The sequence below is a fragment of the Klebsiella sp. CSG-1 genome (genome assembly GCF_056521145.1).
In genome coordinates this window covers 892170-904742 of sequence record NZ_JBWNLD010000001.1, presented here as the reverse complement: position 1 = coordinate 904742, position 12573 = coordinate 892170, and the positions used below count along the sequence as shown (strand labels likewise).

The 12573-nt window shown below is 56.1% G+C and carries 12 protein-coding genes; 10 read left to right on the top strand and 2 right to left on the bottom strand.

The window, feature by feature from the left end; translation table 11 throughout:
- Nucleotides 1–60 precede the first annotated feature (60 nt).
- Complete coding sequence (fadE, locus tag AC007G_RS04395) at nt 61–2505, bottom strand: acyl-CoA dehydrogenase FadE (RefSeq protein WP_032696610.1); 2445 nt, start codon at nt 2503–2505, stop codon at nt 61–63.
- 238 nt (nt 2506–2743) lie between these two features.
- Here fadE and lpcA point away from each other — a divergent pair, with 238 nt between their 5' ends.
- Together lpcA and AC007G_RS04385 are read left to right on the top strand one after the other, a co-directional pair.
- On the top strand, nt 2744–3325 hold the full coding sequence (gene lpcA / locus AC007G_RS04390; RefSeq protein ID WP_004099149.1) for a D-sedoheptulose 7-phosphate isomerase: 582 nt from the start codon (nt 2744–2746) through the stop codon (nt 3323–3325).
- Between the two features lie 107 nt (nt 3326–3432).
- Nucleotides 3433–4200: a class II glutamine amidotransferase gene (locus tag AC007G_RS04385; RefSeq protein WP_032696609.1), complete on the top strand. Its 768-nt coding sequence runs from the start codon at nt 3433–3435 to the stop codon at nt 4198–4200.
- On the opposite strand, the gene dpaA is transcribed toward AC007G_RS04385, so the two are convergent.
- Nucleotides 4171–4911 (bottom strand): peptidoglycan meso-diaminopimelic acid protein amidase, encoded by a 741-nt coding sequence (dpaA, locus tag AC007G_RS04380; protein ID WP_015585090.1) that lies wholly within the window; start codon nt 4909–4911, stop codon nt 4171–4173. The genes AC007G_RS04385 and dpaA overlap by 30 nt on opposite strands.
- 410 nt (nt 4912–5321) lie before the next feature.
- Between dpaA and AC007G_RS04375 the strand changes: the two genes are divergently transcribed.
- The 8 genes from AC007G_RS04375 to dinB all read left to right on the top strand — a co-directional run bounded on the left by AC007G_RS04375 (nt 5322) and on the right by dinB (nt 12573).
- Complete coding sequence (locus AC007G_RS04375) at nt 5322–6665, top strand: Na(+)-translocating NADH-quinone reductase subunit A (RefSeq protein WP_032700758.1); 1344 nt, start codon at nt 5322–5324, stop codon at nt 6663–6665.
- Nucleotides 6666–6668: 3 nt separating this feature from the next.
- The gene (locus AC007G_RS04370) at nt 6669–7907 is read left to right on the top strand and encodes an NADH:ubiquinone reductase (Na(+)-transporting) subunit B (protein WP_032689393.1); all 1239 of its coding nucleotides are present in this window, start codon (nt 6669–6671) and stop codon (nt 7905–7907) included.
- Nucleotides 7900–8694, top strand: a complete 795-nt coding sequence (locus AC007G_RS04365) for a Na(+)-translocating NADH-quinone reductase subunit C (protein WP_032689373.1) — start codon at nt 7900–7902, stop codon at nt 8692–8694. The genes AC007G_RS04370 and AC007G_RS04365 overlap by 8 nt, the downstream gene beginning before the upstream one ends.
- A complete protein-coding gene (locus tag AC007G_RS04360; RefSeq protein WP_004858245.1) occupies nt 8687–9325 on the top strand; it encodes an NADH:ubiquinone reductase (Na(+)-transporting) subunit D in 639 nt (212 codons plus the stop codon). The genes AC007G_RS04365 and AC007G_RS04360 overlap by 8 nt, the downstream gene beginning before the upstream one ends.
- Before the next feature lie 6 nt (nt 9326–9331).
- Nucleotides 9332–9928, top strand: a complete 597-nt coding sequence (gene nqrE, locus AC007G_RS04355) for an NADH:ubiquinone reductase (Na(+)-transporting) subunit E (RefSeq protein ID WP_032689372.1) — start codon at nt 9332–9334, stop codon at nt 9926–9928.
- A gap of 11 nt (nt 9929–9939) precedes the next feature.
- Nucleotides 9940–11163 carry an NADH:ubiquinone reductase (Na(+)-transporting) subunit F gene (gene nqrF, locus AC007G_RS04350; protein ID WP_032696606.1) on the top strand — a complete coding sequence of 408 codons (1224 nt, stop codon included), beginning with the start codon at nt 9940–9942 and terminating at the stop codon, nt 11161–11163.
- A gap of 2 nt (nt 11164–11165) precedes the next feature.
- Complete coding sequence (gene nqrM / locus AC007G_RS04345; RefSeq protein WP_032689392.1) at nt 11166–11381, top strand: (Na+)-NQR maturation NqrM; 216 nt, start codon at nt 11166–11168, stop codon at nt 11379–11381.
- A gap of 136 nt (nt 11382–11517) precedes the next feature.
- Nucleotides 11518–12573: a DNA polymerase IV gene (gene dinB, locus AC007G_RS04340; protein WP_032696605.1), complete on the top strand. Its 1056-nt coding sequence runs from the start codon at nt 11518–11520 to the stop codon at nt 12571–12573.

Genomic DNA, 12573 nt, shown 5'->3' with positions numbered 1-12573 from the left:
GTAAAAAAGAAAGGCGGGGAAATTCCCCGCCCTGGTCGTGATGTGGTGACGGTTATTGTTTTACGCGGCTTCAACCTTGCGGACTTTCTCCGGGAGCTTTACCGGTTTGGTCGCCAGCTCATCGGCTGCGAAATCGTCAACGTTAATGCTGCGCAGACGGCTGGTTTCCGCACGGCTCAGAATATCGGCTTCATCCTGATTGATTAAACCTTTTGCCAGCGCGTTGCGGGCCAGTTCATCCAGACGGGTAAACGGCAGGTTTTTACCCAGCTCTTTGCAGATACGCTGATGAATCGGATCGGCGGCCATGACATCAAGCAGCGCCTCTTCCAGCAGACCGACCGGGTTATGTTCACTCGGGGTCAGATACTGGCCGCGGCCGATACGTGAACGCGTTGCGCTCGGTACCTGCAGGATTTTTGCCACCTTATGATCCAGCTTATCGGACGGCGCGTCGTAGTGACGGCCGGTCGGGAAGATAGCAATGCGCAGGGCGCCGGCGACAAAACGGTTCGGGAAGTTCTTCAGCAGATCGTCAATCGCCTGTTCTGCCTGATACAGCGCATCCTGGACGCCCCAATGGACCAGCGGGAGGTCTGCTTCATTGCGCCCTTCATCGTCATAGCGTTTCAGCACCGCGGAGGCGAGATAGAGCTGGCTCAGGACATCGCCGAGACGCGCGGAGATGCGCTCGCGACGCTTCAGGCTTCCGCCCAGCACCGCCATGGAGACGTCGGACAGCAGCGCCAGGTTCGCGCTCAGACGGTTCATGTGCTGGTAGTAGCGACGGGTGCCATCGCGGGTCGGCGTGCTGCTTGTCAGCCCGCGGGTCAGGCCCAGCCAGAAGCTGCGGACTTTGTTACTGCCGACGTGACCAATGTGTTTAAACAGCAGTTTGTCGAAAGCGTTAACATCATTGTTTTGCGCGGCGGCCATTTCATCCAGTACGTACGGATGGCAGCGAATCGCCCCTTGACCGAAGATCATCATGCTACGGGTCAGGATATTGGCCCCCTCCACGGTGATGGCAATGGGCGCGCCCTGGTAGGCACGGGCGAGGAAGTTACCTTCGCCCAGCATGATGCCTTTCCCGCCGGTGATATCCATGGCGTCAATAATTGAGCGCTGGCCGCGATGGGTACAGTGGTACTTGACGATAGCCGACAGCACCGCCGGTTTCTCTCCCAGCATAATGCCGTAGGTAATCAGCGAAGCGGCGGCATCCATCACATATGCGTTACCGGCAATACGCGCCAGAGGCTCTTCGATGCCTTCCATTTTACCGATGGAGATTTTGAACTGGCGGCGAATATGGGCATAGGCACCGGTCGCCATCGCCACGGATTTCAGTCCGCCGGTGGCGTTAGACGGTAGGGTGATGCCGCGTCCCACGGACAGACATTCCACCAGCATCCGCCAGCCCTGACCGGCCATCGACGGGCCGCCGATGATGTAATCGATCGGCACGAAAATGTCTTTCCCCTGGGTCGGACCATTCTGGAACGGCACGTTCAGCGGGAAGTGGCGACGGCCAATTTCGACACCCGGCGTGCTGGTCGGGATCAGCGCGCAGGTAATGCCCAGATCTTCTTCGCCGCCCAGCAGACGGTCAGGATCGGAGAGTTTAAAGGCCAGACCCAAGACGGTCGCGATAGGCGCGAGGGTGATATAACGTTTGTTCCAGGTCAGGCGCATGCCCAGTACCTGCTCACCTTGCCATTCGCCCATGCAGACGACGCCGCTGTCCGGGATGGCACCGGCGTCAGAGCCGGCTTCCGGACTGGTCAGCGCAAAGCACGGAATTTCCTGACCACGTGCCAGGCGCGGCAGATAGTGATTTTTCTGCTCTTCTGTACCGTAATGTTGCAGCAGTTCGCCCGGGCCTAAGGAGTTCGGTACGCCGACGGTAATTGCCAGGATACCGGAAACGCCGGAGAGTTTTTGCAGCACCCGTGACTGAGCGTAAGCGGAGAATTCCAGGCCGCCGTACTCTTTCTTAATGATCATCGCAAAGAAACGATGCTCTTTCAGGTAGGCCCACAGCGCCGGTGGCAGATCGGCCATTTCATGGGTGATTTCAAAATCATTCGCCATGCGACAGGCTTCTTCTACCGGGCCATCGATGAACGCCTGTTCTTCGGCGGTCAGGCGCGGCTGCGGATAGTTGTGCAGCTTCTGCCAGTCTGGCGTCCCGCGAAACAGGTCGCCTTCCCACCAGGTTGTGCCCGCGTCGATGGCCTCTTTTTCGGTACGCGACATTGGCGGCATCACCTTACGGAATGCGCGGAATGCCGGCGCCGAGAAAATTGACTTGCGCATCGGCGCAAAGTTGAACGGCAGCAGGATAATCGCCAGCGGTACCAGCAGCCAGATATTCCACAGCCCGGCCACGCTAAGCGCGGCGGTCCAGGCGAGCAAAATCACGCTGCTCAGCAGGAGATTAATTCGGTGATAGAAGAGCGCACCGAGTAAAACAACGGTTGCAACAATACTCAAAATCATCATAGAGAAATGCTCCCTGTCTTGTAGGAGGTCTGACCACTTGTGATGATATGGTTGTAGTGGATGTTATTGGCTTTAGCAATGTGTTTACAAAATAATTACAACCTTGCTCACATTGTTGTACGTAAATGCGGCACGTAAAAGCAAAACCACGGCGGATAACGTCGGCTGCTGCTTCTCGCTTCGGCGCCTATCCGGTACACTGCCAGGGTTATTCCAACCATACTGAAGGATTATCCTCATGTACCAGGATCTTATTCGTAACGAACTGAACGAAGCGGCGGAAACGCTGGCTAACTTTCTGCAGGACGAAGCTAATATTCACGCGATTCAGCGTGCCGCGGTGCTGCTGGCTGATAGCTTTAAGGCCGGTGGTAAAGTCCTCTCCTGCGGTAACGGCGGTTCCCACTGCGATGCGATGCACTTTGCAGAAGAACTGACCGGGCGCTATCGTGAGAATCGCCCTGGCTATCCGGCGATTGCGATTTCAGACGTCAGCCACCTGTCCTGCGTCAGTAACGATTTTGGCTATGAGTATGTCTTCTCCCGCTACGTCGAGTCCGTGGGGCGCGCCGGCGATGTGCTGCTGGGTATCTCCACTTCCGGCAACTCCGGCAACGTGATTAAGGCGATTGAAGCTGCCCGTGCGCAGGGGATGAAAGTCATCACGCTGACCGGCAAAGACGGCGGTAAAATGGCCGGCTCCGCCGATGTTGAAATTCGCGTGCCGCATTTTGGTTATGCCGATCGTATTCAGGAAATTCACATTAAAGTGATTCATATTCTGATTATGCTGATCGAAAAAGAGATGGTTAAGGCCTGATGACATGGTGTCGGGCGGCACAGTGTTTGCCCGACCTGCGGGCTGAGTTGTCGGCCGGGTAAGCAGTGCACTACCCGGCACTGCCTGAAAGTGCGTAGAGGTGATGTATGTGCGAATTGCTCGGGATGAGCGCGAATGTGCCAACAGATATTTGTTTTAGCTTTACCGGGCTGGTTCAGCGCGGTGGCGGCACCGGCCCGCATAAAGATGGCTGGGGTATTACCTTTTATGAAGGTAAAGGCTGTCGCACATTCAAAGATCCGCAGCCCAGCTTCCAGTCGCCGATTGCCAAACTGGTTCAGGACTATCCCATCAAATCGTGCTCGGTTATCGCCCATATTCGCCAGGCTAACCGCGGTATCGTTGCGCTGGAAAACACCCATCCATTTACCCGCGAGCTGTGGGGACGCAACTGGACCTATGCTCATAACGGCCAGTTAGAGGGCTATGAGACCCTGGATACGGGCAATCTCCAGCCGATCGGCGAGACCGACAGCGAAAAAGCCTTCTGCTGGCTGCTGCACTGCCTGACCGAGCGCTATTCGGGGACGCCGGACGACATGGTTGAAGTGTTCAGCTTTATCGCGACCCTGGCGGGCTCGCTGCGGGAAAAAGGCGTCTTCAATATGCTGTTGTCGGACGGACGTTACGTGATGGCGTTTTGTTCGACGAATCTGCACTGGATAACGCGGCGGGCGCCGTTTGGCGTGGCAACGTTACTGGATCAGGACGTAGAAATCGATTTTCAACGGGAGACCACACCCAACGATGTGGTCACCGTTATCGCCACTCAGCCGCTGACCGGCAACGAGACCTGGCATAAAATCATGCCAGGCGAGTGGGCGTTATTTTGCCTCGGGGACCGTGTAGTTTGAAGCCAGCTGCGGCTGGATAACTTCATGACTGAGCGGCTTGCTGACGATATAGCGGCCATCGGCCACTGAGATAACCGGCGGCTTGTGGGTTTGCTGGAAATAGTCGTAGCCTGGCTTCAGCTGTTTCCAGAAATCCGCATAGTAGGAGTATTTGTGGCGTTCCATATTGGCGTTGGTCATGCGGAAAGGATAAATGCTGACCTGTACGCTGGACTGGCCGAACACTAGCGCGCCGGTCACAAACTGGAAAATCTCATCAATGCCGGTATCGGTCATCGCGTAGCAGCCGATGGATACGCAGGCACCGTGAATCATCAGGTATTTACCTTCATATCCATGAGCGCGATCGTAGGCGTTGGGGAAGCCGATATTAATGGCTTTATAGAAACGGCTGTCAGGCTTGAGCTGATTGCGCGTCACGCTATAAAACCCTTCCGGACTTTTGAAGTCGCCCTGACGCTGCTTCGGCCCCAGACCGCCGGAATAGTTACAGATCCGGTAGCTGTCGAGTAGCTGGTAGGTTTCGCCCATTTTGACGTAGAGATCGAGCGTGCGCTCTTCTTTGAAGATCTCAATGTAAACCGGGGAACCCATTAATTGTTGCTTGTATTCTTTGCTAACCGGCGTCGTCGAGCCGCTATTGCTGAGTAACCCAGCAAATGAAACGCACGGCAACAGAAGCATCGCAATAAATAATGCGATTTTGCGCATACTGCTTGTTCCTTGATAAATCAAAAACCACATTGCCAGGACGGCAAGAGATACCCGAAATCAGACTTTTCTGGATTTAGAGCGCTCACATTAGCATCACGGCATTTTTTCGCAAGCGCGGCCTTGCCGCGTTTACAATTTAGTTGTCCTTTATAGCGAATCCGACGTCAAAGCGCAGTCAGAACTTTGCGCAATAGATCTCATTTTATAGGTAGTTAATGGTGGTTTATCTACTGACGCCGCTCACGAAATGTTACACTTGCGCCGCTTAACGATCAGGGTAAGAAAGGATGCTTCTCTCCCGTCTTGTGAATCGCCAGGACTCAGCTTTTCCTTTTCTCTGATTTCCCATCAATGTTGCTGGCCTCGATCTGATATCGAGGTTTAGGTTACGGATACCTGCTAACGATATGATTAAAATCACGAAAGGGCTGAATCTGCCCATAGCTGGCATGCCATCACAGCAGAAAACTTCTCAGGTTGCCGTCAAACGCGTCGCGCTGTTGGGCGAGGAGTACGTTGGTATGCGCCCCTCAATGGCGGTGCGCGAAGGTGACCGGGTACAAAAAGGGCAGATCCTCTTCGAAGACAAAAAGAACCCCGGCGTCTGCTTTACCGCACCTGCGGCTGGGGTGATTAGCGCCATCCATCGCGGCGAACGTCGGGTTCTGCAATCCATTGTTATCGATGTCGACGGCGATGAGGCCGTCTCCTTCCCCCGCTATGCGCCGGGCGATCTGGCTGGATTGGCGCGGGAAACCGTGCAGCAGCAGCTGCTGACTTCCGGCCAATGGACGGCATTTCGCACCCGTCCGTTTAGTAAAACGCCGGCGCCGGGTAGCGTACCGGCGGCGATTTTCGTGACCGCTATCGATACCAACCCGCTGGCGGCGGATCCGCAACCGATTATTCTGGCCCGCCGTGAGGCCTTTGATGCGGGACTCACCGTGCTCACCAGCCTGACGGATGGCAAAGTTCATGTCTGCCAGGCCAGCGGCGGCAAGCTCGGTGGCCACCCGTCAGGGCAGGTGACCTTTAACCAGTTCGCCGGACCGCATCCGGCCGGGCTGGCAGGCACCCATATCCATTTCCTTGAGCCCGTCAGCCTGAAGAAGCAGGTCTGGTACCTTAACTATCAAGATGTTATCGCTATCGGTCGGCTGTTTCTCGACGGGGAACTTTACAGCGAACGCGTGATTGCGCTCGGGGGCCCGCAGGTCAAAGAGCCGCGGCTGATCGAGTCCTGCTGCGGCGCCAGTCTTGATGAACTGCTGGCCGGTGAGCTGCTGGAGGGGGAAAACCGGGTGATTTCCGGCTCGGTGTTGAGCGGCACCCACGCCCAGGGGCCGTATGCGTTCCTTGGCCGCTATCACCTGCAGGTGAGCGTCGTGAAGGAAGGGCGTGAGAAAGAGCTGTTTGGTTGGGTGATGCCGGGCAAAGACAAATTTTCGATTACCCGCACCACGCTCGGACATTTTCTCAAACACAAACTGTTCAGTTTCTCAACGGATACCAACGGCGGCGAGCGTGCGATGGTTCCCATCGGCAACTACGAGCGCGTGATGCCGCTGGATATTCTGCCGACACATCTGCTGAGGGATTTGCTGGCGGGAGACACCGACAGCGCGCAGGCGCTGGGCTGCCTGGAGCTGGATGAAGAAGATTTAGCGCTCTGCACCTACGTCTGCCCGGCAAAATATGAATACGGCCCGCTGCTGCGTGACGTCTTAACCCGCATTGAGCAGGAAGGATAAGTGATGGGTTTGAAAAATCTGCTGGAAAAAATTGAGCCGCATTTCACCCACGGCGGCAAACTGGAAAAGTACTACCCGTTGTATGAGGCGGCGGCGACCATTTTCTATACCCCGGGTCAGGTGACGAAAGGGGCCTCTCACGTCCGTGATGCCATCGACCTCAAGCGGATGATGATCCTGGTGTGGCTGGCGGTGTTCCCGGCGATGTTCTGGGGCATGTACAACGTTGGTCTGCAAACTATCCCGGCGCTACACAAACTCTACGGCGCGGAGCAGCTGCAGCAGGTGATCGCCAGCCACTGGCACTATAGCGTGGCGCAGTGGCTGGGGGTGAGCTTTGGCCCGGATGCGGGCTGGCTGAGCATGATGGGGCTGGGCGCAGTATTCTTCCTGCCCATTTATCTCACCGTGTTTATCGTCGGCGGCTTTTGGGAAGTGCTGTTCGCCATCGTGCGCAAACACGAAATCAACGAAGGCTTCTTTGTTACCTCCATTCTGTTCGCGCTGATTGTGCCGCCGACGCTGCCGTTGTGGCAGGCGGCGCTGGGCATCAGTTTTGGCGTGGTGATTGGCAAAGAGATCTTTGGCGGCACCGGCCGTAACTTCCTCAACCCGGCGCTGGCCGGGCGCGCATTCCTGTTCTTTGCCTATCCGGCGCAAATTTCCGGCGATCTGGTGTGGACGGCGGCGGACGGTTTCTCCGGCGCAACGCCGCTTTCTCAGTGGGCGAGCCGCGGCGGTGAAGCGCTGGTGAATGTCACCAGCGGCCAACCGGTAAGCTGGATGGATGCGTTCCTCGGCAATATTCCGGGATCCATAGGCGAGGTCTCGACGCTGATGATTCTGATTGGCGGCGCCATCATCATTTTCGGTCGCGTCGCCTCCTGGCGCATTGTCGCCGGGGTGATGATTGGCATGATTGCCACGGCAACGCTGTTTAACGTTATTGGCTCTGACACCAACCCGATGTTCGCCATGCCGTGGTACTGGCATCTGGTGCTCGGCGGCTTTGCCTTCGGCATGATGTTTATGGCGACTGACCCGGTGTCGGCGTCGTTCACCGACAAAGGAAAGTGGGCATACGGTGCGCTGATTGGCGCGATGTGCGTACTGATCCGCGTGGTGAACCCGGCCTATCCGGAAGGGATGATGCTGGCCATTCTGTTTGCCAACCTCTTTGCGCCACTGTTCGATTACCTGGTGGTGCAGGCCAATATCAAGCGGAGGAAGTCGCGTGGCTGAGAAAAAAAGTAACGATAGCATCGGCAAAACGCTGCTGGTGGTGCTGGTGCTTTGCCTGGTCTGCTCGGTCATTGTTGCCGGTTCTGCGGTGGGGCTGAAGCCGCGCCAGCAGGAGCAAAAAGCGCTCGATAAACAGCGTAACATTCTCTCCGTCGCCGGGCTGATGCAGCCGGACATGAAGCAGGAGGAGATTGCCTCGGTGTTTGCCGAGCGTATCACTCCGCGGCTGCTGGATTTGAAAAGCGGCGCACTGCTGGAAAAAGATCCGGACTCCTTCAATCAGGGGCTGGCGCTGAAAGATCCTGAGCAAAGTACCGTGCTGGAGGCCAGCCAGGATCCGGCGGGCATCAAGCGTCGTACTAACGTGGTGGAAATCTACCTTGTGAAAGACGAGCAGAAAAAGGTTCAGGAAGTGGTGCTGCCGATTTACGGCAACGGCCTGTGGTCGATGATGTACGCCTTTGTGGCGCTTGATACCGATGGCCGTACCGTGAAAGGCATCACCTATTACGATCAGGGCGAAACGCCGGGCCTCGGCGGCGAAGTGGAAAACCCCGCCTGGCGTCAACAGTTCATCGGTAAAAAAGTGCTCGACGACAGCGGCATGCCTGCGCTGAAAGTGGTGAAAGGCGGCGCACGTCAGGGGGATGACTATGCGGTTGACGGCCTTTCCGGCGCAACGCTCACCTCCAACGGCGTGCAGCACAGTTTTGATTTCTGGATGGGGGAGCAGGGCTTTGGTCCGTTCCTCAAGCAGATTCGTGAAGGAGGCCTGAACAATGGCTGAGCTCGATGAGATGAAAGAAGTAAAACGGGTGCTGGTCGGGCCGTTGATCAGCAACAACCCCATTGCCTTGCAGGTGCTGGGCGTCTGTTCGGCGCTGGCGGTGACCACCAAACTGGAAACCGCATTCGTCATGACGATCGCGGTAACGCTGGTGACGGCGTTTTCCAGCATGTTTATCTCGATGATCCGCCACCATATTCCCAACAGCGTACGCATTATCGTGCAGATGGCGATCATCGCCTCGCTGGTGATCGTGGTCGATCAGCTGCTGCGCGCCTACGCCTATGAAGTCTCCAAACAGCTGTCGGTGTTTGTCGGGCTTATCATCACCAACTGTATTGTGATGGGGCGTGCGGAAGCGTATGCCATGAAGTCGCCGCCGCTGGCGAGCTTTATGGACGGTATTGGTAACGGTCTGGGATACGGTGCCATTCTGATGATTGTCGGTTTCCTGCGTGAGCTTATCGGCAGCGGTAAACTGTTTGGCGTCACCGTGCTGCAAACCGTGCAGAACGGCGGCTGGTATCAGCCGAACGGCCTGTTCCTGCTCGCGCCGAGCGCGTTTTTCATCATCGGTCTGCTGATCTGGGCGCTGCGCAGCTGGAAACCGGAACAGCAGGAGAAGGAGTAACCGATTATGGCTCATTACCTCAGTCTTTTTGTCCGCGCGGTGTTTGTTGAAAACATGGCGCTGGCCTTCTTCCTCGGCATGTGTACGTTTCTTGCTGTGTCGAAGAAAGTCTCCACGGCGTTCGGTCTTGGCGTGGCGGTGACGGTGGTGCTCGGCATTTCCGTGCCGGTGAACAACCTGATTTACAACCTCGTACTGCGTGACGGTGCGCTGGTGGAAGGTGTCGATCTGAGCTTCCTCAACTTCATCACCTTTATCGGGGTGATCGCCGCGCTGGTGCAGATTCTGGAGATGATCCTCGATAAGTATTTCCCGTCGCTGTACAACGCGCTGGGGATCTTCCTGCCGCTAATTGCCGTGAACTGCGCCATTTTTGGCGGCGTCTCCTTTATGGTGCAGCGCGACTATAACTTCCCGGAATCCATCGTGTATGGCTTCGGCTCCGGCATCGGCTGGATGCTGGCGATAGTGGCGATGGCGGGCATCCGCGAAAAAATGAAATACGCAAATGTGCCCGCGGGTCTGCGCGGGTTAGGGATCACCTTTATTACCACAGGTCTGATGGCGCTGGGCTTTATGTCATTCTCCGGTGTGCAGCTATAAGGGCGGAAAGTATGGAAATTATTCTTGGCGTCGTGATGTTCACGCTGATCGTGCTGGTGCTGTCGGGGTTAATCCTGGCGGCGCGCTCGAAGCTGGTCAACGCCGGTGATGTGGTTATTGAAATCAATAATGAAGCGGATAAACAGATTCGCACGCCGGCGGGCGATAAGCTGCTGAATACGCTGTCCAGCAACGGGATCTTTATCTCTTCTGCCTGCGGAGGCGGCGGTTCCTGCGGCCAGTGCCGGGTGACGGTCAAGGAGGGGGGCGGAGATATCCTGCCTACCGAACTTTCCCATATCACCAAACGCGAGGCGAAAGAGGGCTGCCGTCTGGCCTGCCAGGTTGCCGTGAAGCAAAACATGAAGATCGCGCTGCCGGAAGAGATTTTTGGCGTCAAAAAATGGGAGTGTGAAGTTATCTCTAATGATAACAAAGCGACTTTCATTAAAGAGCTGAAGCTGGCCATCCCGGAAGGCGAAAGCGTGCCGTTCCGCGCGGGCGGCTATATTCAGATTGAATGTCCGTCGCATAAAGTGGCATATGCCGATTTTGACGTGCCGGACGAGTACCGCGCGGACTGGGATAAATTTAATCTGTTCCGCTATGTTTCCGACGTTAAAGAGCCGACGCTGCGCGCCTACTCGATGGCGAACTATCCGGATGAGAAGGGCATCATTATGCTCAACGTGCGTATCGCGACGCCGCCGCCGAAAGTGCCGGACGCGCCGCCGGGGATCATGTCTTCGTATATCTGGTCGCTGAAAGCCGGTGATAAGGTGACGATTTCCGGGCCGTTTGGTGAGTTCTTCGCTAAAGAGACGGATGCAGAGATGGTCTTTATTGGCGGTGGCGCCGGCATGGCGCCAATGCGTTCGCATATTTTCGACCAGCTTAAACGGTTGCACAGCAAGCGCAAAATCAGCTTCTGGTACGGCGCGCGTTCGCTGCGTGAAATGTTCTATGACGATGAGTTTGAGCAGCTGGCGCGTGAAAATCCGAACTTTACCTTCCACGTGGCGCTTTCCGATCCGCTGCCGGAAGATAACTGGAACGGCCACACCGGCTTTATTCACAATGTGCTGTATGAAAACTACCTGCGCGATCATCCGGCTCCGGAGGACTGCGAGTTTTATATGTGTGGGCCGCCGGTGATGAATGCCGCAGTGATCAAGATGCTAAAAGATCTTGGCGTTGAGGATGACAACATCATGCTGGATGACTTTGGAGGTTAATGATGTTGACGGTGTTTGTGGCAACCTTCGTCATTTTCGCGCTGGTGATTCTGGGGATGTCTTTAGGATATCTGATAAAGCGCAAAAGTCTCCAGGGCAGCTGCGGCGGTATCTCATCGCTGGGGCTTGAGAAGGTCTGCGACTGCCCGGAGCCGTGCGATGCGCGTAAAAAGCGCATCGCGCGCGAAGCGCAGCGCCAGCAAAATCGGATCCTCTGATCTCTCCGTAGGCCCGGCAAGCTTGCGCCGCCGGGCATTATGGCCTGATGGCGCAAGCTTATCAGGCCTACAAACCCCACTTCTCATTCCTTGTATTATTACTGTATACTTAACCAGTGATCGTTGAGGGCTGAGTATGCGCAAAATTATCCATGTCGATATGGACTGCTTTTTTGCCGCCGTGGAAATGCGGGATAATCCAGCCCTGCGTGATATTCCCATTGCCATTGGCGGTAGCCGGGTACAGCGGGGGGTGATCAGCACGGCCAACTATCCGGCGCGCCAATTTGGCGTACGCAGCGCGATGCCGACCGCGATGGCCCTCAAGCTTTGCCCGCATTTAACCCTGTTACCCGGCCGCTTTGATGCCTATAAAGAGGCCTCGTCCCATATCCGGGAAATCTTCTCTCGCTACACGTCGTTGATTGAACCGCTGTCGTTGGATGAGGCGTATCTCGACGTCAGCGATAGCGTTCACTGCCAGGGCTCTGCCACGCTGATCGCGGAAGAGATTCGCCAGACCATTTTTCACGAGCTTCAACTGACCGCCTCCGCCGGTATCGCGCCGGTAAAATTTCTGGCGAAAATTGCTTCCGATATGAATAAACCCAACGGTCAGTTTGTGATTGCGCCGCATCAGGTCGCGGAGTTTGTCCGCACCCTGCCGCTGGCGAAGATCCCCGGCGTGGGGAAAGTCTCAGCCGCAAAGCTGGAAGGCATGGGGCTACGTACCTGCGAAGATGTGCAGAAAAGCGACCTGGCGATGCTGCTCCGCCGTTTTGGTAAGTTTGGTCGTATCCTGTGGGAGCGTAGCCAGGGAATCGATGAGCGGGAGATCAACAACACCCGACAGCGTAAATCGGTGGGCGTTGAACGTACGCTGGTGGAGGATATCCACGAGTGGTCTGCCTGTGAGAGCATCATTGAGAACCTCTATCAGGAGCTGGAACGGCGGGTGCTGAAGGTCAAGCCGGACCTTCTGATTGCTCGTCAGGGGGTAAAGCTGAAATTCAATGATTTTCAGCTGACCACTCAGGAACACGTCTGGCCGCGTCTGAATAAAGAGGATTTGCTTTCCACTGCCTATAAAGCCTGGCACGAGCGGCGGGGCGGTCGCGGAGTGCGGCTGGTCGGGCTGCATGTAACGCTGCTTGATCCTCAACTGGAGCGGCAGCTGGTACTGGGGTTATAA